This window comes from Mycobacterium sp. NGS49 (assembly GCF_059812565.1).
On sequence record NZ_JCALCX010000002.1, the window covers coordinates 26060 to 52414 of the forward strand.

The 26355-nt window shown below is 66.0% G+C and carries 21 protein-coding genes and 2 tRNA genes; 6 read left to right on the forward strand and 17 right to left on the reverse strand.

What is annotated here, in order from left to right; genetic code table 11:
• Positions 1-6: 6 nt before the first annotated feature.
• From AC5Y7D_RS02155 to AC5Y7D_RS02180, 6 genes are all read right to left on the reverse strand, one after another.
• Positions 7-1953, reverse strand: a complete 1947-nt coding sequence (locus AC5Y7D_RS02155) for a 2-oxoacid:acceptor oxidoreductase subunit alpha (RefSeq protein WP_499921031.1) — start codon at positions 1951-1953, stop codon at positions 7-9.
• A gap of 330 nt (positions 1954-2283) precedes the next feature.
• Positions 2284-3564 carry an ATP-dependent Clp protease ATP-binding subunit ClpX gene (clpX, locus tag AC5Y7D_RS02160; protein WP_120793456.1) on the reverse strand — a complete coding sequence of 427 codons (1281 nt, stop codon included), beginning with the start codon at positions 3562-3564 and terminating at the stop codon, positions 2284-2286.
• 390 nt (positions 3565-3954) lie between these two features.
• Positions 3955-4599 carry an ATP-dependent CLP protease proteolytic subunit ClpP2 gene (gene clpP2, locus AC5Y7D_RS02165; RefSeq protein WP_499921034.1) on the reverse strand — a complete coding sequence of 215 codons (645 nt, stop codon included), beginning with the start codon at positions 4597-4599 and terminating at the stop codon, positions 3955-3957.
• Positions 4596-5204 (reverse strand): ATP-dependent Clp protease proteolytic subunit, encoded by a 609-nt coding sequence (locus tag AC5Y7D_RS02170; protein WP_499921037.1) that lies wholly within the window; start codon positions 5202-5204, stop codon positions 4596-4598. The genes clpP2 and AC5Y7D_RS02170 overlap by 4 nt, the downstream gene beginning before the upstream one ends.
• A gap of 96 nt (positions 5205-5300) precedes the next feature.
• Positions 5301-6764, reverse strand: a complete 1464-nt coding sequence (gene tig, locus AC5Y7D_RS02175; protein ID WP_499921040.1) for a trigger factor — start codon at positions 6762-6764, stop codon at positions 5301-5303.
• 53 nt (positions 6765-6817) lie between these two features.
• Positions 6818-6894 (reverse strand) — tRNA-Pro (locus AC5Y7D_RS02180).
• Positions 6895-7036: 142 nt separating this feature from the next.
• Between AC5Y7D_RS02180 and AC5Y7D_RS02185 the strand changes: the two genes are divergently transcribed.
• A tRNA-Gly gene (locus AC5Y7D_RS02185) sits at positions 7037-7107 on the forward strand.
• Positions 7108-7140: 33 nt separating this feature from the next.
• A complete protein-coding gene (locus tag AC5Y7D_RS02190) occupies positions 7141-8334 on the forward strand; it encodes a serine hydrolase domain-containing protein (RefSeq protein ID WP_499921042.1) in 1194 nt (397 codons plus the stop codon).
• Positions 8335-8419: 85 nt separating this feature from the next.
• On the opposite strand, the gene AC5Y7D_RS02195 is transcribed toward AC5Y7D_RS02190, so the two are convergent.
• From AC5Y7D_RS02195 to AC5Y7D_RS02205, 3 genes are all read right to left on the reverse strand, one after another.
• The gene (locus AC5Y7D_RS02195; protein ID WP_499921044.1) at positions 8420-9223 is read right to left on the reverse strand and encodes an Fpg/Nei family DNA glycosylase; all 804 of its coding nucleotides are present in this window, start codon (positions 9221-9223) and stop codon (positions 8420-8422) included.
• Positions 9224-9229: 6 nt separating this feature from the next.
• Positions 9230-9709, reverse strand: a complete 480-nt coding sequence (locus AC5Y7D_RS02200) for a ribose-5-phosphate isomerase (RefSeq protein ID WP_499921046.1) — start codon at positions 9707-9709, stop codon at positions 9230-9232.
• 65 nt (positions 9710-9774) lie between these two features.
• Positions 9775-10398 (reverse strand): Rv2466c family mycothiol-dependent reductase, encoded by a 624-nt coding sequence (locus AC5Y7D_RS02205; RefSeq protein ID WP_499921048.1) that lies wholly within the window; start codon positions 10396-10398, stop codon positions 9775-9777.
• A 120-nt stretch (positions 10399-10518) separates the two neighbouring features.
• On the opposite strand from AC5Y7D_RS02205, the gene pepN reads away from it, so the two are divergent.
• Positions 10519-13095 carry an aminopeptidase N gene (gene pepN / locus AC5Y7D_RS02210; RefSeq protein WP_499921050.1) on the forward strand — a complete coding sequence of 859 codons (2577 nt, stop codon included), beginning with the start codon at positions 10519-10521 and terminating at the stop codon, positions 13093-13095.
• On the opposite strand, the gene AC5Y7D_RS02215 is transcribed toward pepN, so the two are convergent.
• From AC5Y7D_RS02215 to AC5Y7D_RS02230, 4 genes are all read right to left on the reverse strand, one after another.
• Complete coding sequence (locus tag AC5Y7D_RS02215; RefSeq protein WP_499921686.1) at positions 13086-13814, reverse strand: hypothetical protein; 729 nt, start codon at positions 13812-13814, stop codon at positions 13086-13088. The genes pepN and AC5Y7D_RS02215 overlap by 10 nt on opposite strands.
• Before the next feature lie 175 nt (positions 13815-13989).
• Entirely contained in the window at positions 13990-14457 is a 468-nt protein-coding gene (locus tag AC5Y7D_RS02220; RefSeq protein ID WP_499921053.1) for a DUF5130 domain-containing protein, read from the reverse strand.
• Positions 14444-14668 carry an aa3-type cytochrome oxidase subunit CtaJ gene (gene ctaJ, locus AC5Y7D_RS02225; protein ID WP_499921688.1) on the reverse strand — a complete coding sequence of 75 codons (225 nt, stop codon included), beginning with the start codon at positions 14666-14668 and terminating at the stop codon, positions 14444-14446. Before ctaJ ends, AC5Y7D_RS02220 begins: the two co-directional genes overlap by 14 nt.
• Before the next feature lie 63 nt (positions 14669-14731).
• Positions 14732-15376 carry an HNH endonuclease gene (locus tag AC5Y7D_RS02230; protein ID WP_499921057.1) on the reverse strand — a complete coding sequence of 215 codons (645 nt, stop codon included), beginning with the start codon at positions 15374-15376 and terminating at the stop codon, positions 14732-14734.
• A gap of 131 nt (positions 15377-15507) precedes the next feature.
• Here AC5Y7D_RS02230 and AC5Y7D_RS02235 point away from each other — a divergent pair, with 131 nt between their 5' ends.
• Genes AC5Y7D_RS02235 through AC5Y7D_RS02245 form a run of 3 tightly spaced genes read left to right on the forward strand, consistent with a single transcriptional unit; the run spans position 15508 to position 18553 of the window.
• The gene (locus AC5Y7D_RS02235; RefSeq protein ID WP_499921059.1) at positions 15508-15903 is read left to right on the forward strand and encodes a globin; all 396 of its coding nucleotides are present in this window, start codon (positions 15508-15510) and stop codon (positions 15901-15903) included.
• Complete coding sequence (locus tag AC5Y7D_RS02240; protein ID WP_499921062.1) at positions 15903-17471, forward strand: glycoside hydrolase family 13 protein; 1569 nt, start codon at positions 15903-15905, stop codon at positions 17469-17471. Before AC5Y7D_RS02235 ends, AC5Y7D_RS02240 begins: the two co-directional genes overlap by 1 nt.
• A 44-nt stretch (positions 17472-17515) precedes the next feature.
• Entirely contained in the window at positions 17516-18553 is a 1038-nt protein-coding gene (locus tag AC5Y7D_RS02245) for an NAD(P)/FAD-dependent oxidoreductase (protein WP_499921067.1), read from the forward strand.
• Positions 18554-18588: 35 nt separating this feature from the next.
• Here AC5Y7D_RS02245 and AC5Y7D_RS02250 read toward each other — a convergent pair whose 3' ends face one another.
• The 4 genes from AC5Y7D_RS02250 to ettA all read right to left on the reverse strand — a co-directional run bounded on the left by AC5Y7D_RS02250 (position 18589) and on the right by ettA (position 26307).
• Positions 18589-19251: a DUF8010 domain-containing protein gene (locus AC5Y7D_RS02250; protein ID WP_499921071.1), complete on the reverse strand. Its 663-nt coding sequence runs from the start codon at positions 19249-19251 to the stop codon at positions 18589-18591.
• Positions 19239-19652: an acyl-CoA thioesterase gene (locus tag AC5Y7D_RS02255; protein WP_499921073.1), complete on the reverse strand. Its 414-nt coding sequence runs from the start codon at positions 19650-19652 to the stop codon at positions 19239-19241. Before AC5Y7D_RS02255 ends, AC5Y7D_RS02250 begins: the two co-directional genes overlap by 13 nt.
• Complete coding sequence (locus AC5Y7D_RS02260; protein ID WP_499921076.1) at positions 19649-24481, reverse strand: NAD-glutamate dehydrogenase; 4833 nt, start codon at positions 24479-24481, stop codon at positions 19649-19651. The genes AC5Y7D_RS02255 and AC5Y7D_RS02260 overlap by 4 nt, the downstream gene beginning before the upstream one ends.
• A 149-nt stretch (positions 24482-24630) precedes the next feature.
• On the reverse strand, positions 24631-26307 hold the full coding sequence (gene ettA, locus AC5Y7D_RS02265; protein ID WP_499921078.1) for an energy-dependent translational throttle protein EttA: 1677 nt from the start codon (positions 26305-26307) through the stop codon (positions 24631-24633).
• Positions 26308-26355 lie beyond the last annotated feature (48 nt).

The following is a 26355-nucleotide window of genomic DNA, read 5'->3' on the forward strand; positions in this document are numbered from 1 at the left end:
TGCGCATCATGCACTGACCCCCGCTTCGACGGTGGCCGCCGACAATCTGGCCACCATGGTCTTGTCCTGCTCCAGCTCGTTGAGTCGCCCGGCCAGCGCTGCCCGGATGAACCGTCCGATCTCGTCGGCCAGGAAAGAAACACCCTTGACCTTGGTGACCGACTTGACGTCGACCAGGTACTTGGCCCGCAACAACATCGCCAGCTGTCCCATGTTCATCTCCGGGCACACCACGCTGGGGTAACGATGCAGAATCTCACCCAGGTTCGCCGGGAACGGGTTCAGGTAGCGCAGGTGGGCGTGCGCCACCTTGGTACCTCTGCGGCGCGCACGCCGACATGCCTCACCGATCGGGCCGTAGGAACTTCCCCATCCGAGCAGCAGCAGCTCCGCGTCGCCGGTGGGGTCGTCGACTTCGAGGTCGGGGACGCTGATGCCGTCGATCTTGGCCTTGCGGATCCGGACCATCAGGTCGTGGTTGGTGGGGTCATAGGAGATGGCGCCGGAACCGTTGGCCGCTTCCAGCCCGCCGATGCGGTGCTCGAGACCGGGAGTGCCCGGGACGGCGAACTGGCGCGCGAGGGTGTCCTTGTGGCGGGCGTACGGCTCGAAGGGCTCACCGGGTTTGGCGAAGATGTGCTTGATCGGGTTGAGCGTACTCACATCCGGGATGCGCCACGGCTCGGAGCCATTGGCGATGGCGCCGTCGGACAGCACGATCACCGGGGTGTGATACGAGACCGCGATCCGCACCGCCTCCAGCGCCGTGTCGAAGCAATCCGAGGGAGACCGCGGGGCCACGACCGCCACTGGCGATTCGCCGTTTCGGCCGAACAGCGCCTGCAGCAGGTCCGCCTGCTCGGTCTTGGTGGGCAGACCGGTGGACGGTCCGCCGCGCTGGACGTCGATGACGATCAGCGGCAACTCGGTCATCACCGCCAGACCCAGCGCTTCGGACTTCAGCGAGATGCCCGGGCCGGAGGTGCTGGTGACCCCGAGCGCCCCGCCGTAGGATGCGCCGATCGCGGCGCAGATGCCACCGATCTCGTCTTCCGCCTGGAATGTGATGACGTTGAAGTTCTTGTGCTTGGACAGCTCGTGCAAGATATCCGACGCCGGGGTGATCGGGTAGCTGCCGAGGACCACCTGCTTGTCGGCGAGTTTGCCCGCCGCGACGATGCCGTAGGCGAGGGCCGTGTTACCGGAGACCTGCCGGTACTCGCCGGCCGGCAACGAGGCCTTGGACACCTCGTAGGTGGTGCCGAACGCCTCGGTGGTCTCGCCGTAGTTCCAGCCCGCTTTCAGCGCCAGCACATTGGCCTCGGCGATATCGGGCTTGCGGGCGAACTTCTCCCGGATAAAGGTCTCGCTGGTCTGCACCGGCCGCCCGTACATCCAGGACAGCAAGCCGAGCGCGAACATGTTCTTGGCGCGTTGACCGTCCTTTTTCGTGGCACCGATCGCTTCCACGGCACCGAGGGTCAGCGTGGTCATCGGCACCGCGTGCACGACGTACTCTTCGAGCTCGTCGGACTCCAGCGGGTTGGTCACATAGCCCACTTTGGTCAGATTGCGCTTGGTGAATTCGTCTGAATTCGCGATCACCATTCCGCCGCGCGGCAGGTCACCGATATTCGATTTCAGCGCGGCGGGGTTCATGGCGACCAGCACATCGGGCCGGTCGCCGGCGGTCAGGATGTCGTAGTCGGCAATCTGGATCTGAAAAGACGAGACGCCGGGCAAAGTTCCTGCCGGAGCGCGGATCTCGGCCGGATAATTGGGCTGGGTGGCCAGGTCGTTGCCGAAAAGTGCGGCGTCCGAAGTGAATCGGTCACCGGTCAGCTGCATGCCGTCGCCGGAGTCTCCTGCGAATCGGATGACGACATTCTCCAGGCGCTGCCGACTGGACCCGTTCTGAGACTCGTCCCCGGCGTCATTGCCGTTCGGATTCACGTCTCTGCCTCCAACTTGGTATCCGGACAGGCATTCCGGTGCAACTCAAGATTACGCGCGCCAAAGTGCCGTCGCCGCTGTCACGATTTATGTCACTGGCGGTACCGATTATGACACTTCTCTAAGGGTGTATGGCCGTCCTCTTAAGCTTGTTACCGGCGAGTATGCAGGTAAAAGCCGATGTCAGGGTGGCACCGGACGGGGGTGGGACCAAAACTGTGGTATTGGTCACTTTATCGTCGCCCAAGCGGTCCGCCGGCAATTTCCGTAGATGGAGACGGCGCACGGCATCGACCGGCTGCCGCTGACGCGGGGCTGAGCCGGCGCCGGTCAGGCGCTCTTGTCGCGACGCTCGGAGCGGGACGGCTTGCGGGGCACGATCGTCGGGAGCACGTTGTCCTGCACGGTCTCCTTGGTGACGACCACCTTGGCGACGTCGTCGCGGCTCGGGATGTCATACATCACCGGCAGCAGTACTTCCTCCATGATGGCGCGCAATCCGCGGGCGCCCGTGCCGCGGTGGATGGCCTGGTCGGCAATCGCGTCGAGGGCGTCTTCGGCGAACTCCAGCTCCACGCCGTCCATCTCGAACAGCCGGGTGTACTGCTTGACCAGAGCGTTCTTCGGCTCCGACAGGATCTTGACCAGCGATTCCTTGTCGAGGTTGGTGACCGAGGCAACCACCGGGAGACGCCCGATGAACTCCGGGATCAGGCCGAACTTGATCAGGTCCTCGGGCATCACTTCGGCGAAGTGGTCGGTGGTGTCGATTTCGGCCTTGGAACGCACCTCGGCGCCGAAGCCCAGACCGCGCTTACCGACGCGCTCGTAGATGATCTTCTCCAGGCCCGCGAAAGCACCCGCCACGATGAACAACACGTTGGTGGTGTCGATCTGGATGAATTCCTGGTGCGGGTGCTTGCGACCACCCTGCGGGGGGACCGATGCCTGAGTGCCTTCCAGGATCTTCAGCAGGGCCTGCTGCACGCCCTCGCCGGAAACGTCGCGGGTGATCGACGGGTTCTCGCTCTTGCGGGCGATCTTGTCGACCTCGTCGATGTAAATGATGCCGGTCTCGGCGCGCTTGACGTCGTAGTCGGCGGCCTGGATGAGCTTGAGCAGGATGTTCTCGACGTCCTCGCCGACGTAGCCGGCTTCGGTCAGCGCGGTGGCATCGGCGATCGCGAACGGCACGTTGAGCATCTTGGCCAGCGTCTGGGCCAGGTAGGTCTTGCCGCAGCCGGTCGGTCCGAGCATCAGGATGTTGGACTTGGTCAGTTCGACGGGTTCGTAGCGCGAGTCGCGGCCCTTCTCGCCCGCCTGGATGCGCTTGTAGTGGTTGTAGACCGCGACGGCGAGCGTGCGCTTGGCGGTGTCCTGCCCGATGACGTAGCCCTCGAGGAAGTCCCGGATCTCGATGGGCTTGGGCAGCTCGTCGAGTTTCACATCGTCGGCGTCGGCGAGTTCCTCTTCGATGATCTCGTTGCAGAGGTCGATGCACTCATCGCAGATGTACACACCGGGACCCGCAATAAGTTTCTTGACCTGCTTTTGGCTCTTCCCGCAGAACGAGCACTTCAGCAAGTCACCGCCGTCTCCGATGCGCGCCATGATGCCTCAGGGCCTACTTCCTGTATCGCCGTTCGTCTTGGTTGCCGCGTGTATGCCACGACGCTACCCGCTTGTTCCGGCCTGTCGCGACCGTTAACGCCGAATAGCTTCCTTGGTATTTGCTGGTGTTGGTGCTTCTGGTGTCTCGACGAACATATCGCCCGAGGGCGCCCACCACTCGCCGAGACGCGCATTGCGTGTCTTGGCGTGTCGCGGTCGTTACGCCAACGACACTGGCGGGTCGGCTGGCCGGCCGGCCACCAGACATCAACCCTACCGTGGCCCCAGCCCGCAAGCAGGCGCAATAGCACCCGAATTCTGGTCAAACCGGGTGCAATTTGCGTCCCCGCAAGCGGGAGGTGCCCCGGCTCGGCGGGGGGCGGCGCTGCGTCAGGCGTTCTGCGCGGAAAGCTTCCGGTACTCCAGAACGGTGTCGATGATGCCGTAGTCCTTGGCCTCTTGGGCGGTCAGGATCTTGTCCCGGTCGGTGTCCTTGCGGATCGTCGCAGCGTCCTTGCCGGTGTGGCGCGCCAGCGTGGTCTCCATCAAGGTGCGCATTCGCTCGATCTCGGCGGCCTGGATCTCCAGGTCGGAGAACTGCCCCTGAATGACACCGGACAGCGACGGCTGGTGGATCAGCACCCGCGCGTTGGGCAACGCCATCCGCTTACCCGGCGTTCCGGCGGCCAGCAGCACCGCGGCGGCCGAGGCGGCCTGACCCAGGCACACGGTCTGGATGTCGGCCCGGACGTATTGCATGGTGTCGTAGATGGCCATCAGCGAGGTGAAGCCGCCGCCCGGCGAGTTGATGTACATGGTGATGTCGCGGTCGGGGTCGAGCGACTCCAGCACCAGCAGCTGCGCCATGATGTCGTTCGCCGACGCGTCGTCGACCTGGACACCGAGGAAGATGATGCGTTCCTCGAACAGTTTGTTGTAAGGGTTGGATTCTTTGACGCCGAAGCTGGAGTGCTCGATGAACGACGGCAGGATGTAGCGCGCCTGCGGTTGGGTCTGAGAATGCAGAGGATTCATCGGGCTTCTCCGTTGGTGATGTGGGCGGCGCGCGTAATGATGTGGTCGACGAAGCCGTATTCCAGGGCCTCCTGTGCGGTGAACCAGCGGTCGCGATCCGAGTCAGCCTCGATGCGTTCGATCGACTGGCCGGTGAACTCGGCGTTGAGCCGGAACATCTCCTTCTTGATGACCGCGAACTGCTCGGCCTGGATGGCGATGTCGGCCGCGCTACCGGTCACCCCGCCCAACGGCTGGTGCATCAGGATGCGCGCGTGCGGGAGCGCGAAGCGCTTGCCTTTGGTACCGGCCGCCAACAGGAACTCCCCCATCGAGGCGGCCATGCCCATGGCATAGGTGGCGATGTCGCAGGGCGCCAGCACCATGGTGTCGTAAATCGCCATCCCGGCGCTGATGGATCCGCCCGGCGAGTTGATGTAGAGGTTGATGTCCTTGTCGGAGTCCTCGGCGGCGAGCAGCAGGATCTGCGCACACAACCGGTTGGCGACCTCGTCGTTCACCTCCGAACCCAGGAAGATGATGCGCTCCGCGAGCAAGCGCTCATATACGGAGTCGGTGAGGTTGAGACCCAACGAGTTCGAACGCATGTCAGTCACCCTGCTCACAGTGGGGACACCTACTTTCTGTTTCCTTGTTGCACCGACACTAACCAACCGGACCCGCCCTTTGGCCCCCGGAAGCGGACGCGTTCGCTCACAGCGTCATGCGGTGGGTTCGTCGGCCGTGTCAGCCTCGTCGGTCTGAGTGTCCGTTTCGGCCACCTCATCGACCTCGTCGTCGGCCTCGTGGTCGTGATCATGGTCGTGCTCGTGCTCGTGCTCGTGGTCGTGGTCATGCTCGTGCTGCCGCTTGCCGAAGAACGCGCTGGTGTCGATGGTGTTGCCGTCGGTATCGGTGACGGTGGCCTTCTCGATTACCGCGGCGACGGCCAGGCCGCGCCGCACGTCGGCGAACATGGCGGCGAGCTGGTTGTTCTCCTGCAAGTAGGCGAACAGCTGTTGCGGTTCGATGCCGTACTGCCGCGAGGTCAGCACCAGTCGCTCGGTCAGGTCTTCCTGACCGACCTGGACGTCCAGCTGGTCGGCGATGGCGTCGAGCAACAGCTGGCGCTTGACATTGGTCTCGGCGGCTGCGCGTGCTTCGGCGTCGAACTCCGCGCGCGAGGAGCCCTGCTGTTCGAGCACCTCGTTGAACTTGGCCTGGTCCTGGTTGAGTCCACTCATCGCGGCCTGCAGTGTCTCGTCGACCTGTGAGCGCACGATCGCGTCCGGCACCGGAACCTCGACCTGCTCGAGCAGGGCGTCCAGGGCAGCGTTGCGGATCTGGTCGGCCTGTTGGGCGCGTTTGGTGTTGGTCACCTGCTCGCGGAGGCTGTCGCGCAGCTCGTCGATCGTGTCGAACTCGCTGGCCAGCTGGGCGAACTCGTCATCGGGTTCGGGCAGTTCCCGTTCCTTGATCGACCTGACGGTTACCGTGACCTCGGCTTCCTGGCCGGCGTGCTCACCGGTCGCCAGCTTGGCGGTGAAGACCTTCGACTCGTCGACGGCCAGCCCGACGAGCGCGTCGTCGAGGCCTGCAATCAGCCGCCCGGAACCCACCTCGTGCGAGAGACCCTCGGCAGCAGCGTTCGGTACGTCCTCGCCGTCGACCGTTGCCGAGAGGTCGATGGAGACGAAGTCACCGGTTTGCACCGGCCGGTCCGCCCCGGTCAGCGTGCCGAACCGGGCGCGCAACGACTCGAGTTCGGCATCCACTTCCTCGTCGGTGACCTCGATCGGGTCCACGGAGACGGTCAGCGCGTCGAGGTCCGGAATCTCCAGCTTGGGGCGGACATCGACCTCGGCGAAGAACTGCAGCTCCTCGCCGTACTCCTTGTGGGTGACCTGGATGTTCGGCCGGCCGATCGGCTGCACGTCGGACTCGGTGAGAGCCTGGCCGTAACGGCTGGGCACGGCGTCCTCGATGACCTGGTCGAGCAGTGCCTCGCGGCCGAAACGTGCCTCGAGCAACTTGGCCGGTGCCTTGCCGGGCCGGAATCCGGGCAGCCGAACCTGCTTGGCAAGCTCCTTGTAAGCGCGCTGAAAGTCGGGTTCGAGCTCAGGAAACGGCACCTCCACGTTGATGCGAACCCGGGTGGGGCTCAACTGCGTCACGGTGCTCTTCACGGCGGTGCTCCTCGGTGTGTCGTTACGGCGTGCGGCGGGTGCGCGCGGCGGGCTGGTCGGGGTGACAGGATTTGAACCTGCGGCCTTCCGCTCCCAAAGCGGATGCGCTACCAAGCTGCGCTACACCCCGCGCTGACCACGCGATCCTACGGCCCGGCGGCGCGTGGTCCGCACCGACCTCCGGGGATCTGAGAACTCACGGAGCGGTCACATGACTGCATCGATTAGATTTGATTGCCACCACCACGTACAGTCTCGCTCGACTAATACTTGCGGGCGTAGCTCAATGGTAGAGCCCTAGTCTTCCAAACTAGCTACGCGGGTTCGATTCCCGTCGCCCGCTCTGATCCGATCTCCCGCTCGACAGAAAGGCGCCATGAGCGACGTCAAAAGCGTCAGCATTTCCGGCTCATGCGCGTCGGACTTCCTCGGAGTGCGCGAAGCGTTCGAGCGCAACTTCGCGCTCCGTCACGAGGTGGGTGCGGCGGTCGCTGTCTGGGTGGACGGGCATCTCGTCGTCAATCTCTGGGGTGGCCACGCCGACGCCGCCCGCACCCGTCCGTGGCAGGAAGACACCCTGACCACGGTGCTGTCCGGCACCAAGGGACTGACGTCCACCTGCGTCCACCAGCTCGCCGACCGCGGTGAGCTGGACCTGCACGCCCCGATCTCGCGGTACTGGCCCGAGTTCGGGCAAGCCGGCAAGGAAGCCATCACGCTGGCCATGGTGATGAGTCACCGGTCCGGCGTGATAGGCCCGCGCACCCGGCTGACCACCGAGCAACTCTGCGACTGGGACTACGTCTGCGAACAACTGGCCGTCGCCGAGCCGTGGTGGGAACCGGGCACCGCGCAGGGCTACCACATGACCACCTTCGGCTTCATCCTCGGCGAGGTGTTTCGGCGCGTCACCGGCCGGACGGTCGGGCAGTATCTGCGCACCGAGATCGCGGGGCCGATCGGCGCCGAGATCCACATCGGCATGCCTGTGGCCGCGCAGGCGCGCTGCGCCGAGCGGGTGAACAAGCCCACCGGTCGGCAACTGCTCGCCGAGTTGCAGGCCCCGAGTGACCCGACGTCGCTGGCCGACCACCCCAAAGCGGGAATGGCCGTCTCCATGGGGTTCCTGGCCGACGACGACCTCGACACCGAGGACCTGCAGCGGTGGCGCCAGTTGGAGTTTCCGGGCACCAACGCGCAGGTGTCCGCCCTGGGAATGGCGACGTTCTACAACGCACTGGCCCAGGAGAAGCTGCTGAGCCGCGAACACATGGACCTGATCCGGGTGTGCCAGGGCGGTTTCGAGCCGGACCTGGTGCTGGGACCCCGCGTCGCCGATCACGGGTGGGGCCTTGGCTACATGCTCAATCAGCGCTGCATCAACGGGCCCAACCCGCGGATGTTCGGCCACGGTGGCTTAGGCGGGTCCTTCGCGTTCGTCGACCTCGAGCACCGGATCGGCTACGGCTACGTGTCCAACCGCTTCGATGCCAGCAAGGCCAACGCCGACCCGCGCAGTGTCGACCTGAGTAACGAGGTGTACCGCGCGCTCGGGGTCACGCTCGACTGAGCTACCTCACGCCGACAGTGAATATGCCGACGCCGCCGCGGCGTGTCCCGTCGTGGAACTCACACTCGGCGTCAGGTGCGCGGGGTCACGTCTGACAGGTCGGGCACCAGAACACATTGCGGCCCTCGAGCACCGCCGTGCGCACCGTTTCGCCGCATACCCGGCAGGGGTCGCCGGCGCGGCGGTACACGTAGGTGCGCGGGCGCCCGGACGCGTATGACGGCGCGCCGTGGTCGTGTTCGGGTCGGACCACGACGATCTTGCCGCGCCGCAAACCGACCTTCATCAACGCCACCAAATCGGTCCAGGCGGCTGCGAACTCCGCTTCGGAGATCTTCTGCCCGGGCCGGTACGGGTCGATCCGGTGGCGGAACAGCAGCTCGCTGCGGTAGACGTTGCCGACCCCGGCCATCACCGTCTGGTCCATCAATAACGCGCCAATCGGCCTGCGCGACTTCGCTATTCGCGCCCATGGCCACGCCGGGTCGGCGTCGGCGCGCAACGGGTCCGGACCCAGCCGGGCGATCACGTCGTCGACCTGACCGGCGTCGAGCAGTTCGCACACCGTCGCGCCACGAAGGTCGGTGCCGTACGCGGCGCCGACCATGCGCATCCGCACCTGGCCGACCGGTTCCGGAACCGGCCCGTCGCCCGGTCGTTCCCATTCGGTGAAGGTGCCGTAGAGCCCGAGATGCACGTGCACCACCGGGCCGTGGGCGTAGTGGTGAAAGAGATGCTTACCCCAGGCGCTGGCGCGGCGCAGCACCGCTCCGTCCACGGCCGAGGCGTCGGTGAAGCGGCCCTGGGGGCTGGACACCGACACCGGGCCACCCGCGAAGCGCTTCTGATGTAACCGGGCCAGCCGGTGCAGCGTGTGGCCTTCGGGCACGGGCTCTCAGTTCTGCGCGCCGGGCACCGGCGGCGCCTCGTGGGTGCGCTCGTATTCGGCGAGGATGTCGATACGACGTTGGTGGCGTTCGACTTTCGACCACGGTGTGGCCAGGAAGGCGTCGACGATCGCCAGTGCCTCGTCGAGAGTGTGCATGCGCCCGCCGATACCGATCAACTGCGCATTGTTGTGTTCGCGGGCCAGCGAAGCGGTCTGCACGCTCCACGCCAGCGCACACCGGGCGCCGGGCACCTTGTTCGCCGCGATCTGCTCGCCGTTGCCCGAACCGCCCAGGACGATGCCCAGGCTGTCCGGGTCGGCGACGGTGCGCAGGGCCGCGGCGATGCAGAACGCAGGATAATCGTCCTCGGCGTCGTAGCCGAAAGCGCCACAGTCGATCGGCTCGTGTCCGGTCTTCTTCAGATGCTCGATGATCTGCTGCTTGAGCTCATAGCCGGCGTGATCGGCACCCAGGTAGACGCGCATGGGAGGACATTCTGCATGAGAGCGGTCAGCCTCCCGGCACTGCCCGGTGCCGAACGCGGCCCTGGCTAGTCGAACTGGGGCGGCTCGGTGCGAGTCCGCTTGAGCTCGTAGAAATGCGGGTAGGACGCGAACGTCACCGAGGCGTCCCACAACTTGCCGGCTTCCTCGCCGCGCGGAATCTTCGAGATCACCGGCCCGAAGAACGCCACGCCGTTGACGTGGATGGTCGGTGTGCCGACGTCAGGACCCACCGCGTCCATGCCGGCGTGGTGGCTCTTGCGCAGCGCTTCGTCGTACTCCGTGCTGGTGGCGGCCTCGGCGAGTTCGGCGGGTAAGCCGGCGTCGGCCAGCGCCAGTTTGATTACCTCGTCGACATCCTTGTTGCCCTCGTTGTGGATCCGGGTGCCCATCGCGGTGTAGAGGGGGTCGAGCACCTTGGCGCCGTGGGCCTGCTCGGCGGCGATCGCCACCCGCACCGGCCCCCAGGCCCTGGCCATCATCTCCTTGTACTGCTCGGGCAGTCCGTCCCGGTTCTCGTTGAGCACCGCCAGGCTCATCACATGGAAGTTGACCTCGATGTCGCGGACCTTCTCCACTTCGAGAATCCAGCGGGAAGTGATCCAGCACCACGGACACAGCGGGTCGAACCAGAAGTCGGCTCTGTTTTTCGAGGGGGCGTTCTCCGGCATTTCTGCGGTCCTCTCCTAGATGGTGGGACGGGACGATCCGCTCACACACAACCGTAGTCGCGCTGTGACTGTTCCCGGCGCGCTGAGCGTCCTGAGGTGCCGGCCGATATGTTGGAGCGCGTGGCCCTTCCCAACCTCACCCGGGATCAGGCGGTCGAACGCGCCGCACTGATCACCGTGCACAGCTACCAGATCAACCTCGACATCACCGACGGGTCGGGTGCGCCGGGCGAGCGCACCTTCCGCTCCACCACCACTGTGGTGTTCGACGCCCTCGCCGGCGCCGACACTGTCATCGACATCGCCGCCGACACCGTCCACAGCGCCAGCCTCAACGGCCAGGAGCTCGACGTCTCGGGCTACGACGAGTCGACCGGGATCTCGCTGCGCGGGCTGGCCGACCGCAACGTCGTGGTGGTCGACGCGGACTGCCGCTACTCCAACACTGGCGAAGGCCTACACCGCTTCGTCGACCCGGTCGACGACGAGACATACCTGTACTCACAATTCGAAACCGCGGACGCCAAGCGGATGTTCGCGTGCTTCGACCAACCCGACCTCAAGGCCACGTTCGATCTCACGGTGACCGCGCCCGCGCACTGGAAGGTGGTGTCCAACGGCGCCCCGCTGTCCGTCGAGAACGGGGTACACACCTTCGCCACCACGCCGCGGATGAGCACGTACCTGGTGGCACTGATCGCCGGCCCCTACGCGGTCTGGACCGACACCTACAGCGACGAACACGGCGAGATCCCGCTGGGCATCTACTGCCGTAATTCACTGGCTCCCTATATGGACGCCGAGCGCCTGTTCACCGAAACCAAGCAGGGATTCGGCTTCTACCACAACAACTTCGGCATGCCCTATGCGTTCGGGAAGTACGACCAGCTGTTCGTGCCCGAATTCAATGCCGGCGCAATGGAAAACGCCGGTGCGGTGACGTTCCTGGAAGACTATGTCTTCCGCAGCAAGGTCACCCGCGCCTCCTACGAGCGGCGCGCCGAGACGGTGCTGCACGAGATGGCGCACATGTGGTTCGGCGACCTGGTCACCATGACGTGGTGGGATGACCTGTGGCTCAACGAATCCTTTGCCACGTTCGCCTCGGTGCTGTGCCAGGCGGAGTCCACCGAGTACACCGACGCGTGGACGACGTTCGCGACCGTGGAGAAGTCGTGGGCCTACCGGCAGGACCAGATGCCCTCGACCCACCCGATCGCCGCGGACATCCCCGACCTGCACGCGGTCGAGGTGAACTTCGACGGAATCACCTACGCCAAGGGCGCTTCCGTGCTCAAGCAGCTGGTCGCCTATGTGGGCCTGGAGCACTTCCTGGCCGGTCTGCGGGACTACTTCCGCCGCCATGCATTCGGTAATGCCACGTTCAGCGATCTGCTGTCCGCGCTGGAGAAGGCGTCCGGGCGCGACCTGTCGAACTGGGGCCAGCAGTGGCTGAAAACCACCGGGCTCAACACTTTACGCGCGGATTTCGACGTCGATGACGACGGCAAATTCACCCGTTTTGCGGTGACGCAGAGCGGTGCGAAACCCGGCGCCGGGGAGACCAGGGTGCACCGGATCGCCGTCGGTATCTACGATGACGATGAGTCCGGCAAGCTGGTCCGGGTCCACCGCGAGGAGCTGGACGTCGATGGCCCGAACACCGAAGTTCATGAGCTGGTTGGTGTTTCGCGCGGCAAGTTGATTCTGGTCAACGACGATGACCTGACGTACTGCTCGCTGCGACTGGACCCGGACTCGCTGCGGACCGTGCTCGACCGCATCGCCGACATCGCCGAGCCGCTGCCACGCTCGCTGGCGTGGTCGGCAGCCTGGGAGATGACGCGCGAAGCCGAACTGCGCGCCCGCGACTTCGTGTCGCTGGTATCGGGCGGCATCCACGCCGAAACCGCCGTCACCGTATTGCAGCGACTGCTGATGCAGGCGCAGACGGCCGTCGGGTCCTACGCCGAGCCGGGGTGGGCGCGTGAACAGGGCTGGCCGCAGTTCGCCGACCGGCTGCTGGAATTGGCGCGTGGCGCCGAGCCCGGGTCCGACCACCAGCTCGCCTTCGTCAACGCGCTGTGCACGTCGGTGTTGTCGCCGCGGCACGTCGAGATGTTGGCGGCGCTGCTCGACGGGGATCCGGCCGAGCAGGGACTACCGGGTCTGGACATCGACACCGACCTGCGCTGGCGGGTGGTGATCGCGTTGGCGACCGCCGGCGCGATCGACGCCGACGGGCCGGAATCGCCGTGGATTGACGCAGAGGTGCAGAGCGACCCGACGGCCGCCGGCAAGCGGCACGGCGCTCAGGCGTCCGCGGCCCGGCCGCAGCTGGAGGTCAAGGAAAAGGCGTTCACTACGGTCGTCGAGGACGACACCCTGGCCAATGCCATGGGGCGCGCCATCATCGCGGGTATCGGGGCGCCGGGGCAAGGCGAGCTGCTCAAGCCGTTCACCGCGCGGTACTTCGAGGCGATCCCGGGCGTCTGGGAGCGACGGTCCAGCGAAGTCGCCCAGTCGGTGGTGATCGGCTTATACCCCTACTGGGACATCAGCGAAGAGGCCATCAAGTCCGCCGACTCGTTCCTGGCCGACCCCGAGGTGCCGCCGTCGTTGCGTCGACTCGTGCTGGAGGGGCAGGCCGCCGTCAAACGGTCGCTGCGCGCCCGCACCTTCGACGGTCAGCAGTAGCCGCCGTCACGCAGGCCGGCCGCCAGCTCCAGCCGATTGGTCTTGCGAAAGATCAACTCGCGCAACAACTCCCAGCCGTAGGCCCGGAGCATGCCGAAATAACCGAGCGCGGCCCATTGCGCGCTGTGCAGCTCCTCGTGGTGCAGCAGCCGGTCCAGGTCGAGCGTCCCGCGCGACTCGATGATGTTTCGTAACACGCGGGCGGGATCGTCGACGCGGGGGGTGTTGACCATGAAGATGTCACCCCAGGTGGTGCCGCCCCGTTGGCTGAACAGGCGCTGCAGCCAGTTGCCGCCCAGGCCCATCAGGATGCCGTGCGGGGTAGCGGTCAAGCGGCCGCCATTGCGGTGGACGAAATCAACGTCGCGGGCATAGCTCCAGCCGTTGGCGCGCTGACGGTCCACGATGCGCATGACCTCGGTGGCCGAATACGGCGTTTCCGGGAAGTCACAGCCACCGGCCGTGCCGTAGTCGGTGCCCGCGTTCACGACGTAGGCCAGCAGCACTGCCATCCGAGCGTCGGCCCCGCTGGCTCCCGCCGGGATCAGAAAGTACGACTTGCCGTGCCGGTCGGTGATCTCCTCACACCGCTGCAGCAGATGCAGGGAGAAGACGAGACCCGTTCGGGTGACGTCGACAACGACGCGCGGATCGATCGACCGGCGCGCGGCATTGTCCAGCCACCTGCTGACGTAGCCCGTCGGCGGCGGGCCGGTCAGCAGATCCGCCTGCCGCAGGGCGCGCTCGTAACGACCCGTCGTCACCTAGCACGCAATCCCCAGGCCGCGGCGAGTGCGAACTCAGGGCGAGAACCCGCGCGAAATCTCGCCGTGGCGTCACATTCGGCGCGCGGATGTTCGGCGCGCGGCGAGTCGGCGCGTCGATCGGCTCCCACTAGGCCGGCGAGATCCCCGCGCTGAGCACTCGGATCGCGCTGACCAGGCCGTCGATCAGGTTGCCCTGCTCGAACGCAGACGAGGCGGCAGCGACACCCAGCGGAGCCGCCGACTCGGCGCCGCGACCCCGTACCTCCGAGCCGTAGACCACCTCGATGGCGCTCTGGTCGGGCGAGACGGCCAGCAGCACGGCGTTGTTGGGCGTCGGCACCTTGGCCAGTATCTCGCGGGCACGCGCGGCGGTGTCGCTGCCCAGGTCGCCCAGGTAGATGGCGAACCGGGCCTTCGATGCGCGGGACGCGTACTTCAGTGCGTCGTCCACGGCGACCAGGTCGTTGATCGGGAACGGGTAATGCACGGAAAGCTCACCGGGCTCGGTGACTCCCGAGATCCGGCCACTCGTCGTGAGAACCCAGCCCCGCGGCAGGTCCGTGGGTTCCAGCGTTGCGACTTCACCATGTGCCACTTGCGCCACCTCCAACCGTGAACTCCGATCCGTGCCCGCCGTGGTGACCGCCGACCGCCTCATCGGTGGCCGCCCACAGGATGGGCGCGTGCGTCCATTTCTGCGAGAGGTCGTAGGTCGCGGGGTGCCGGCCCTTGCGGGTCAAGAACCACAGCCCCAGGACGATCGCCAACCCCAGCGGGATGCCGACAAAGAAGAGGTGAATCTCCATCATGCTCACGACGCAAACCGTATCCCACCGCAGGTGCGACCGCCGCGCTTAGACCCCACTAACTCAGGCCGCGCCCTCACCGAGATATCGCGCCCAGGACGGGTCGAGCTCCTTGACCGTGGAGAGCAGCCGCCAATGTTGTCCGGTCGGCGGCAACGGTGCCCGGCGCAACGCCCAGCCGAGCTCAGTGAGCAGCTTGTCGCCCTTGCGGTGGTTGCAGGTCGAGCAGCACGCGACACAGTTCTCCCACGAGTGGTCACCGCCGCGGCTGCGTGGCACGACATGGTCGACGGTGTCGGCCTTGGCGCCGCAGTAGGCGCAGCAGAAACGGTCACGGTGCATCAGCGCGGCCCGTGTCATCGGGACACGCGCCCGATAGGGTACCCGCACGTAGGTCCGCAGCTGGATCACCGACGGTACCGCGATCGACCGGGTGGCGGAGTGGATGACGGTGCCGGTGGGATCGTCGTGCACCACGTCGGCCTTGCCGCAGATCACCATCACGATGGCGCGTCGCATCGGCAACGCCGTGAGCGGCTCATAGGTGGAGTTCAGCAGCAGAACCCGGCGACGGCTGAAGATGGACGCGGTTTCGGAGCGGTTGGGGGGGTGTGTGTCAACGCTGTGCAGACACGACGCGGTCGCAGGCCCGGTTCCGTTCGCCGCGGCACCGGAACTTCGGTGGCGGCGCTTGTTGCGCTGCGCCATAAATCCTCCGCCGACAGTCCACCACGATTTGCTGCAGATCGCACGCCAAATTGTCGCAGCCGCGCCGTGTCGGCCCGGTGAACACCTGGAGCGATCGCAGCCCGGACGGCGGTAGCCCACAATGGAGCACGATGGAGCAAACACCTGAATCTTTCTACGCCGCCGTCGGCGGCGCCAAGACCTTCGAGGCGATCGTCGCCCGCTTCTACGAGCAGGTCGCCGAGGACGAGATCCTGCGTCCCCTGTATCCCGAGGAGGATCTCAGTGGCGCCGAGGAGCGGCTGCGGATGTTCCTCGAGCAGTACTGGGGCGGCCCGCGGACCTATTCGGACCGCCGCGGGCATCCGCGCCTGCGGATGCGGCACATGCCCTTCCGGATCACCCCCATCGAGCGGGACGCCTGGTTGCGGTGCATGCACACCGCGGTCGCCTCGGTCGACTCCCGGACGCTGGACGACGACCACCGCCGCCAGCTGCTGCAGTACCTGGAGATGGCCGCCCACTCCCTCGTCAACTCGGCCTTGTGATGAGCGAGCCGGATCCTTGGTGGCGCTCAGCGGTGTTCTACCAGGTGTACCCGCGCTCGTTCGCCGACAGCGACGGCGACGGCGTCGGCGACCTCGACGGCCTGACCGACCGGCTTGATCACCTGGAACAGCTTGGCGTGGACGGGATCTGGCTCAACCCGGTCACCGTCTCGCCGATGGCCGACCACGGGTATGACGTCGCGGATCCGCGAGACATCGACCCGCTGTTCGGCGGAACCGCCGCCTTCGAGCGGCTCATCGCCGCAGCGCACGCGCGGGGCATCAAAGTAACCATGGACGTGGTGCCCAACCACACCAGTTCGCAGCACCCCTGGTTCCGGGACGCGCTGGGAGCCGGCCGGGGTAGCGCGGAGCGCGACCGCTACTTCTTCCGGGACGGCCGCGGACCCGACGGATCGCTGGCGCCGAACAACTGGGAGTCGGTATTCGGCGGGCCGGCCTGGACCCGGGTCATCGAGCCCGACGGCAAGCCCGGCCAGTGGTATCTGCACTTGTTCGACACCGAGCAACCCGACCTCAACTGGGATAACCCGGAGGTCTTCGACGACTTCGAGAAGACGCTGCGGTTCTGGCTGGAAAGGGGTGTCGACGGGTTCCGCATCGACGTCGCGCACGGCATGGCCAAGCCGCCCGGCCTGCCGGATGCACCCGAAGCCAACGCCGAGATATTGCGTCACCGCGACGACGACCCGCGGTTCAACCGGCCCCACGTGCACGCGATTCACCGCGATATCCGCGCGGTCATGGACGACTACCCCGCGGCCGTCACCGTCGGCGAAGTCTGGGTCCACGACAACGCCCAATGGGCCGAGTATGTGCGCCCCGACGAGTTGCACCTCGGCTTCAACTTCCGGCTGACCCGCACCGAGTTCGACGCCGCGGACATCCGCGAGGCGGTGCAGAACTCACTGCACGCCGCGGCGTTGGAGAACGCCACCCCGACCTGGACGCTGGCCAACCACGATGTCGGCCGTGAGGTCACCCGGTACGGCGGAGGCCCGATCGGTCTGCGCCGGGCAAAGGCAATGCTGATGCTGATGCTCGCCCTGCCCGGGGCGGTCTTCATCTACAACGGCCAGGAACTGGGGCTACCCGACGTGGATCTGCCCGACGAGGTGCTGCAGGACCCGACCTGGGAACGCTCGGGACATACCGAGCGAGGCCGCGATCGGTGCCGGGTCCCACTGCCCTGGTCGGGCCAGACTCCCCCGTTCGGTTTTTCCACCACTCCCGACACCTGGCTCCCGATGCCGGCGGACTGGGCGGGGCTGACGGTGGAGAAGCAGCGCGCCGATCCCGATTCGACGTTGTCGTTCTTCAAAGCGGCACTCGCACTGAGCCGCACCCGTGCCGAATTCGACGGCAACGAGATCGACTGGCTGCCAGCCCCGGACCATGCGCTGGCGTTCCGGCGCCGCGGTGGCCTGGTGTGTGTCCTCAACGCCGGCGAGCACCCGATGGAGCTGCCACCGGGTGAGGTGCTTCTTCTCAGCGCGCCGCTGGCGGGTGACGAGTTGGCGCCGGACGGTGCCGCCTGGCTTGTGTAGCCGACCCGTTCGCATTTCGTCACTCGCTGCTCTATATGTGATGCATGACGCCGTACGCATGGACAGTGATCGGGGCGGGACCGGCAGGCATCGCCGCCGTGGGGCGACTGCTCGATCACGGGATCCCGGGCGAACAGATCGCCTGGATCGATCCGGCCTTCGCCGCCGGAGATCTGGGCCGCAGGTGGCGGGCGGTATCCAGTAACACCATCGCCGGGACATTTCTGGAATACCTTTACGGTTCCAAGGCATTTCGGTTTTCCGAAGCGCCGCCGTGGCCATTGACGGAAGTCGATCCCGCCGAGACGTGCGCCCTGGCCCTGGTGGCCGATCCGCTGCAGTGGGTCACCGGCGTGCTGCGGGAACAGGTCCGCGTCTGCCAGACCACGGCGACCACATTGACGTTGGCGCAACGACGATGGCGGATCGAGACCGAACTCGGCGATGTGGACTCGCAGAACGTTGTTATCGCGGTGGGTGCAGTTCCGCGGAGTCTGTCCTACCCGCATCTCGAGGAGATACCGGTCGAGGTGGCGCTCGACCCCGAACAGCTCGCGCGCCAGCAACTCGAGGGGGCGACCGTCGCCGTCTTCGGCTCCTCGCATTCAACGATGATCGTGTTACCGCATCTGTTGCGGCTACCGGTGGCCAAGGTCCTGAACTTTTACCGCAGCCCCCTCAAATATGCTGTCTATCTTGATAATTGGATACTCTTCGACGACACCGGACTCAAGGGCCGGGCCGCCGAGTGGGCCAGGGAAAACATCGACGGCGTGCTACCGGACCGGCTGGAGCGGTGCTGGGTGTCCAGTCCCGAATTCGAAGAGAAGCTGCAGGAGTGCGACCGCGCCGTCTACACCGTCGGCTTCGAGCCCCGAAAGTTGCCCACGACGCCGCAATGGGGGCCGCTGCGCTACAACCCCCAGAACGGCATCATCGCCCCCGGCCTGTTCGGGCTGGGCATCGCGTTCCCGGAATACGCCGAAGACCCCTACGGCTACGGCCAGCACCGTGTCGGCCTGAAGAAATTCATGGATTACCTGAACTCCGTGCTGCCGCTGTGGATGGTCTACGGCACCTGAGCGCCGGGAAAAACTCGGGCTGATTCCAGCGGCAGTCAATGCACCAACAGAGCCGCGTGCGGGCGGCGCCGGTACACCGAACCGAACCGGGCGTCGATGCGCAACCATGCCGGCAGCATCCGGACCCGGATCATCTCGTCGTCGTCTACCGTTTGCGGCAGGAAACCCATTGCGGTCAAAGCGAATACACAGCGCATCGGCAACCCGACAACCACACCGCCGGAACTGACCTCGACGACCTCCTGGTCGAGCAGCGAGACCGGCGGTCCATGGGCACTACCGTGCTCTTTGGCCAGTTGGGCGCCCTGTTGAGCCAGGTCAAGGACCAACTTCGCGGGTATGTCGTCAAGGTGGGAAAAGCCGGACTCGGGAGGCAACCCACCCCGCCATGCCGAGTCCATCGCGAAACCGGGATCCACGTAACCCGATGCGTCGGCCGCCGTCAGCCCGCGGGCCAACGCGTCCGCGGCGACCGACATGTCGTCGGGTTTGACTCTGCCGACTACCACGCGACTGGCCAGCACGTCGAAACCCGTTGCCACCCATACCGTCAACAGTCCCGAGGAGCGGGCCCGAATTCGGATGACGGCGGCGTCGTCGAGCCGCATCGCGTGATCGACGAAAGCGGCCAGGTCCGCCCGGTGCGCCGCGTAGTCATCTGGGCCCAGCCACAGGCCCCTCTCGGCTAGCGAATCCATCGGTGCAGGTACTCCCTATGTTGAGGAGACAGGCGCACTAAACGCTGCTCCTCGATATGTACCGCCGCCAGCTGCGACTCCGCGATGACGGCCGGCCTGGAACCCGGATCGGCGTTGACCGACCGCACTTCGTAGCCCAGCGTGAAGTCGACCGCACGCAACCGTTTGGTCCAAATGGTCACTTGCAGCGGCGAATCGACAAGGCGCAGCTGATCTTTGTAGGTGACCCGGACATCGGCGATCAGCAGGCCGATGGTGGTGATGTCGGCGCCGAACGGCTCCCTGAGGAAAGGTACCCGCGATTCTTCGAGGATGGTGACCATGGTGGCATGGTTGACGTGCTGATACATGTCGATGTCCGACCAGCGCACCGGCACCGCCGCGACGTAACCGATGCTCATCCCGAAGACGCCCGTCCGCTGGTGCGTGTCATGCGGCGGATCTGCCGGGCGGCCACCGACAGTGTCGCGAGATCTGTTGCCCCGCTCTCCCGGATCTCGTTGAGCGTCCGGCGTGCCCGCTCCACCCGGGATGCGCTGATGTGTTCCCATTCGGCGATCTTCTGCTCACCGCTTTCGTCCGGCTCCCCCGCGGCCAGAACGTCGAAACACAGCGACCGCACCGAGGCGTAGATGTCGTCACGAATCGCCAACCGCGCCAGCGAATGCCAGCGATCGGTGCGCGGCAGCTCCGACACCGCCGTCAGCAGGGAGTCGGTGCCCAGGCGATCCATCAACGCGAAATAGGTGTCGGCGACTTCGGCCGTCTCGATCTCGGTGATGTCGGCGATGTCGATGATGTCGAGCAGGCTGTAGCGGTACAACCCGGCGGCGACCCGGTAAGCCAGGTCCGGTGGTGCGCCCTGGGCGGTGAACTCCGCGGCTTCCTTCTCGACGATGGCCTTGTCGTCCCCGCGTAGCCACTCCGACATCCGCGGTGTCAGGGCTTTGACCTTGGCGGCGAATCGGTTGATCTCGGCACCGACGGCCAACGGCTGCGGACGGTAGTTGAGTAGCCAGCGGCCGGCGCGGTCGATGAGTCGACGGGTGTCCAGCGTCAACCGGTCGGACAGGGCCACCGGAAGATTGGCGGCTCGAATGCGGTGCCAGATGTGGTCGATACCGAAGATGGCGTCCGTGGCGGCAAACGTCCGCACGGCGTGCACCTGGGGGACGCCGACGTCTTCGGCGATCCGGAACGCGTAGCTGATGCCGGCCGTGTCGACCATGTCGTTGATCAGCATGGTGGTGACGATCTCGCGGCGCAGTTGGTGCGTCCGGATCTCCGGTGTGAAACGTTCCCGCAGCGGCTTGGGGAAATAGGTCGGCAGCCGGGAAGCGAACACGTCCTGATCGGGCAGCTCGGTGTTCAACAGGTCTTCTTTGAGCGCCAGCTTGACGTGTGCCATCAATGTCGCCAGCTCGGGTGAGGTGAGTCCAAGGCCCGCCTCCATGCGTCTGGCGATCTCCTTCTCCGACGGCAGGGCTTCCAGTTCGCGGCTCACGCCGCGCTCGGCGACCAGGTACTTGATCTGGTCGGCGTGCACCGGGAGGAGGCTGGGCGCGTTGGCACGGCTGGTGCCCATCAGGTCGTTCTGGTCTTGATTGTCGTTGAGCACCAACCTGCCGACCTCGTCGGTCATCGACTCGAGCAGCTGCTTGCGCTCCCCGGGCTTGACCTTGCCGGCGGTGACCAGCGAATCGATCAGGATCTTGATGTTCACCTCGTGGTCCGAGCAGTCCACCCCGGCGGAGTTGTCCATTGCGTCGGTGTTGATCCGGCCGCCCGACAAATCGAACTCCACCCTGCCCCGAGCCGTCACGCCCAGATTCCCGCCTTCACCGATCACCTTGGCGCGCACCTGGTGCCCGTTGACCCGCACCGCGTCGTTGGCGCGGTCACCCACGTCGGCGTCGGACTCGGATTCGGCTTTGATGTAGGTGCCGATGCCGCCGTTGAACAACAGGTCCACCGGCGCCTGCAGGATCGCCCGCATCAGGTTGGGCGGGGCCATCTCGGTGATGTCGCCGTCCCCCGAACTGGCAAGGCCGAGAGCGTCGCGGACCTGCGCGCTGACCGGGATGGCCTTCTGGTCGCGGCTGTAGACTCCGCCACCGGCACTGATAAGGGACTTGTCGTAGTCGTCCCAGCTGGAGCGGGGCAGGTCGAACATCCGTTGCCGCTCCACCCAGGACGTCGCCGAGTCGGGGTTGGGATCCAGGAAGATGTGCCGGTGATCGAAGGCGGCAAGCAGCCTGATGTGCTTGCTCAGCAGCATGCCGTTGCCGAACACGTCCCCACTCATGTCACCGACGCCCACGACGGTGAAGTCCTCGCTCTGGGTGTCGACGCCGATCTCCCGGAAGTGCCGCTTGACCGCTTCCCAGGCTCCTTTGGCGGTGATGCCCATCGCCTTGTGGTCGTAGCCGACGGATCCCCCGGAGGCGAACGCGTCGCCGAGCCAGAAGCCGTAGGACTGGGCGACCTCGTTGGCGATGTCGGAGAATGTGGCGGTGCCCTTGTCCGCCGCCACCACCAGGTAGGCGTCGTCGCCGTCGCGGCGCACTACCTGGGGTGGCGGGTGGACGGCCTTGGTGGCGTGGTCGACGTTGTCGGTGACGTCGAGCAGGCCCGAGATGAACAGCTGGTAGCAGGCGACACCTTCGGCGCGGGCGGCGTCGCGGTCTGCGGCGCCATCACCGGTGGGCAGTGGCGGCCGCTTCACGACGAAGCCGCCCTTCGCCCCGACCGGGACGATGACGGCGTTCTTCACCGCCTGCGCCTTGACCAGGCCCAGGATCTCGGTGCGGAAGTCGTCGCGGCGGTCCGACCAGCGCAGGCCGCCACGAGCGACCGGACCGAACCGCAGGTGCACACCTTCGACCCGCGGCGAGTAGATGAAGATCTCGAACTTGGGACGCGGCAGCGGCAGCTCGTCGATCAACTGCGCATTGAGTTTGACCGACAGCACATCGCGGCTGCGAGCCGAACCTTCGCGCGTCACAAAGTAATTGGTGCGCAGCGTGGCCTGCACCAACGAGGCGAAGGCCCGCAGGATGCGGTCGGTGTCCAGGCTGACCAGCGCGTCGATGTCCGCGGCCACTGCGGCCGCAGCGGCTTGCGCGTCGCGGCCGCTGCCCCCCGATCCCGGGTGGAATAGCGCCTCGAACAGGGCGACCAGTGACCGGGCGGTCGACGGGTGCTCGTTGAGCACCGACTCGATGTAGGACTGGCTGTAGGGGAAATTCGCCTGCCGCAGGTATTTCGCGTAAGCGCGCAGAAGCACGACCTGCTGCCAGGTCAGCCCGGCGCGCATGACCAGTTCGTTGAAGCGGTCGATCTCGACGCGGCCCTGCCAGATCGCGGTGACGGCGTCGGCGAAGCGTTGCGCACCCGCCTCGCGTTCCTCGTCGGAAGACGCCGAGGGGATGGTGGGGTGCGGTTGAATCTTGAACTGGTAGATCCACACCGGCAATCCGTCGGGCCGGATCACGGTGAACGGTCGCTCTTCGAGCACGACGACGCCCATGCTCTGCAGCATCGGGAGCAGCTGGCTCAGCGACGCGGTGCGACCGCCGAGGAACCACGTCAGCTGGGCAAGGCCGTGCTCGTCGCCCTGCGAGAACACCAGCTTGACCGAGTCGTCGCTGAGTTCCTTGATGACGGCGATGTCGTTGATGGCCTCGGTGGGCGTGACGGCCTGCTTGTATGCCTCAGACAGGGCTGCCGCATAGTGCTCGGCGTCGGCATGACTGACGGCATTGGTCGGGGCTGCGGCCATCAGCCGGTCGACCCAGGTGCGGGCCGCTTCGCTCAGCAACGCCTGAATGCGGGTGCGGTTGGTTTCGGAGATGTCGACCGAGCCCGGCGCCGAATCCTCCGGTAGCCGGACCATGAAATGCATGAGGGCCCAGGGTGATTCGCTGACCCGCGCGGTGAATTCCAGCCGCGTCCCACCGAATTCGCGGACCAGGATGTCCTCGATCTGCAAACGCACCTGGGTGGTGTAGCGGTCGCGGGGAAGATACACCAGGCACGAGACGAAGAACTGCAGCCGGTCGGCGCGCAAGAACAACAATGCACGCCGCTGCGAGCCCATATCCACCACGGCTTTCGCCATGGCCAACAGCCGCTCGGCCGTGAGGGTGAACAACTCCGGGCGTGGCACGGTCTGGATGACGTCGAGCAGCAACTGACCCGGGTGGCTCGGGTCGCTGCCGGCCAGGGTGAGCGCGTCGCGCACCCGGTGCGAGATGCTCGGGATCTCCAACACGTCGGCATTCATCGCCGCGACGGTGAACAGCCCCACGAAGCGGTGCTCGTAGACCTCTCCCGCCTCACCGTCCGCGTATTCGCGGATCGCGATGGCGTACGGGTAGGCGCCGTAGCGCAGATAACTGCCCACGGCGGCCTGCGCCAGCACCAGCAGTTTGGAGTCGTCGGTCAAGCGGGGGCGGGTGCCCGAACGGGCCCGCAGCACACCGAGGCCGCTGGAGCCGTCGCCGACCACCAGGCCGTCCTGCACCAGGGTCCGTTGGTATCCCAGCAACAGGAAGTTCCCCTTGTTCAGCCAGCGCAGCAGCGCCGCGACCTCCTGCCGGTCGGGTGCTTCGTACCGGCCTTGCGGGTCGTCGTCGATGGCGGCGGCCACCTCGCTCAGCGTGTCGATCATCGCGCTCGCGTCTTTGGCGACGCGTTGTACATCGGCGAGGACCCTTGGCAGCAGCCGTTCGACCTCGGCAAGGACCTTACGGTCGACCGAGGGCGATAGCTGGACGTGAATCCAGGCTTCGCCGACGTAGGGCGACGTGTCGTCGGCTTTGGGTTCGACGCGCCGCAACTCCCCTGCCGGGTCGCGGCGCACCTCGAACACCGGAGTCATGATCGCCGTATAGGACAGGCTGAGACGGTGCAGCAGCACCGTGACCGAATCCATCAGCATGCTGCCCTGGTCGGTGACCACCTGCAGGGCGGGTCCGAAGCCGGCCGGGTCGTCGGCCAGGTATACGGCGACCGCGCTTTCGCCGGCCGGGCGATGTTGAGCGAGTCGGCTGTGTGCCGCCACCACGGTGGCTGTGACTACGTGGTCGGCTGAGCTGCGCGGCCTGTCGTCGTCCGGCCCGCGGTAGCTGGCCAAGTAGGCGTTCAGCACCCAATCGGGAATCTCTGCGCCTGGTGTGAACGTGGTCCACGCCGCAACGTCTTCTTTGGCCCCGGGATCGATCGTCATTCCGATTGCTCCCCACTCACGACGGATACCGCTCGGTTAATGCCCCACTCCTCAGCGGTTGCTCCGGCCGCATCGTCGCGGGTGATGCTCCACTCCCCCCACTCCTGCGCGGCCGTTTCCGCCCGCGTTGTGGTGTGGCGAGACTGACATTAGTCCCGTGTCAGCTTGCGGTGGGTGACCCTGTGCGGACGCGCGGCTTCGGCACCGAGTCGTTCGACCTTGTTCTCCTCGTATGCGCCGAAATTGCCTTCGAACCAGAACCATTTGGCTTCGTTGTCGGTGTCGCCCTCCCACGCCAGGATGTGGGTGCAGGTGCGGTCCAGGAACCAGCGGTCGTGCGAGATCACCACGGCGCAGCCGGGGAAGTTGACCAGCGCGTTCTCCAGCGAGCTCAGGGTCTCGACATCCAGGTCGTTGGTCGGCTCGTCCAGCAGGATCAGGTTTCCGCCCTGCTTGAGTGTCAGCGCGAGGTTGAGTCTGTTGCGCTCGCCGCCGGACAGCACTCCCGCAGGCTTCTGCTGATCGGGCCCCTTGAACCCGAACGCCGACACGTAGGCTCGTGACGGCACTTCGGATTGGCCGACCTGGATGTAGTCCAGGCCGTCCGAGACGACCTGCCACACCGTCTTCTTCGGGTCAATGCCGGAACGGGCCTGGTCCACGTAGCTGAGCTTGACGGTTTCGCCGACCTTGACGGTGCCACTGTCGGGTTGTTCGAGCCCGACGATGGTCTTGAACAGGGTCGTCTTCCCGACGCCGTTGGGGCCTATGACGCCGACGATGCCGTTGCGAGGCAGGGTGAAGGAGAGGTCCTTGATCAGCGTCCGGCCCTCGAAGCCCTTGTCGAGATGTTCTACCTCGACGACCACCGAGCCCAGCCGGGGCCCGACCGGGATCTGGATCTCCTCGAAGTCGAGCTTGCGGGTCTTCTCGGCCTCGGCCGCCATCTCCTCGTAGCGCTGCAACCGTGCCTTGCTCTTGGCCTGACGGGCCTTGGCGCCCGAGCGCACCCAGGCCAGCTCATCCTGCAGGCGCTTCTGCAGCTTGGCGTCCTTGCGGCCCTGTACCGAGATCCGCTCGGCCTTCTTCTCCAGGTAGGTCGAGTAATTGCCTTCGTACGGATAGGCGCGGCCGCGGTCGAGCTCGAGGATCCACTCGGCCACGTTGTCCAGGAAGTAGCGGTCGTGGGTGACCGCCAGGATCGCGCCCGCGTAGCTGGCCAGGTGCTGCTCGAGCCATTGCACGCTCTCGGCATCCAGGTGGTTGGTCGGCTCGTCGAGCAGCAGCAGGTCGGGCTTCGACAACAGCAGCTTGCACAACGCCACCCGGCGACGCTCGCCGCCGGAGAGGTTGGTGACCGCTTCGTCCGGTGGCGGGCAGCGCAGCGCGTCCATGGCCTGCTCCAGCTGCGAATCCAGGTCCCACGCGTCCGCGTGGTCCAGGTCCTCCTGTAGCCGGCCCATCTCCTCCATCAACTCGTCGGAGTAGTCGGTGGCCATCAGTTCGGCGACCTCGTTGAACCGGTCGAGCTTGACCTTGATCTCGCCCAGGCCCTCCTCCACGTTGCCGCGGACGGTCTTTTCCTCGTTGAGTGGTGGCTCCTGCTGCAGGATGCCGACCGTTGCGCCGGTAGCCAGGAAGGCGTCACCGTTGTTCGGCTTGTCCAATCCGGCCATGATCCGCAAGACGCTCGACTTCCCGGCCCCGTTGGGACCGACGACGCCGATCTTGGCGCCCGGGTAGAAGCTCAACGTGACGTCGTCGAGAATCACCTTGTCGCCGTGCGCCTTGCGGACCTTCTTCATCGTGTAGATGAACTCAGCCATGCCGCGGTGTTGCCTTTCTGGTCTTTGGTTGTCCGCGGACCATCCTAT

Excerpts from the sequence above, each read along its gene's own strand:
- AC5Y7D_RS02240 (WP_499921062.1), top strand. The coding sequence starts at position 15,903 with ATGAGCGAGCCGGATCCTTGGTGGCGCTCAGCGGTGTTCTACCAGGTG.
- AC5Y7D_RS02230 (WP_499921057.1), bottom strand. The coding sequence starts at position 15,376 with ATGGCGCAGCGCAACAAGCGCCGCCACCGAAGTTCCGGTGCCGCGGCG.
- AC5Y7D_RS02245 (WP_499921067.1), top strand. The coding sequence starts at position 17,516 with ATGACGCCGTACGCATGGACAGTGATCGGGGCGGGACCGGCAGGCATC.
- ctaJ (WP_499921688.1), bottom strand. The coding sequence starts at position 14,668 with ATGGAGATTCACCTCTTCTTTGTCGGCATCCCGCTGGGGTTGGCGATC.
- AC5Y7D_RS02260 (WP_499921076.1), bottom strand. The coding sequence starts at position 24,481 with ATGACGATCGATCCCGGGGCCAAAGAAGACGTTGCGGCGTGGACCACG.
- clpP2 (WP_499921034.1), bottom strand. The coding sequence starts at position 4,599 with ATGAATCCTCTGCATTCTCAGACCCAACCGCAGGCGCGCTACATCCTG.
- AC5Y7D_RS02255 (WP_499921073.1), bottom strand. The coding sequence starts at position 19,652 with ATGAGCATCGGTTACGTCGCGGCGGTGCCGGTGCGCTGGTCGGACATC.
- AC5Y7D_RS02250 (WP_499921071.1), bottom strand. The coding sequence starts at position 19,251 with ATGGATTCGCTAGCCGAGAGGGGCCTGTGGCTGGGCCCAGATGACTAC.
- AC5Y7D_RS02235 (WP_499921059.1), top strand. The coding sequence starts at position 15,508 with ATGGAGCAAACACCTGAATCTTTCTACGCCGCCGTCGGCGGCGCCAAG.
- AC5Y7D_RS02200 (WP_499921046.1), bottom strand. The coding sequence starts at position 9,709 with ATGCGCGTCTACCTGGGTGCCGATCACGCCGGCTATGAGCTCAAGCAG.
- clpX (WP_120793456.1), bottom strand. The coding sequence starts at position 3,564 with ATGGCGCGCATCGGAGACGGCGGTGACTTGCTGAAGTGCTCGTTCTGC.
- AC5Y7D_RS02205 (WP_499921048.1), bottom strand. The coding sequence starts at position 10,398 with ATGCCGGAGAACGCCCCCTCGAAAAACAGAGCCGACTTCTGGTTCGAC.
- ettA (WP_499921078.1), bottom strand. The coding sequence starts at position 26,307 with ATGGCTGAGTTCATCTACACGATGAAGAAGGTCCGCAAGGCGCACGGC.
- AC5Y7D_RS02190 (WP_499921042.1), top strand. The coding sequence starts at position 7,141 with ATGAGCGACGTCAAAAGCGTCAGCATTTCCGGCTCATGCGCGTCGGAC.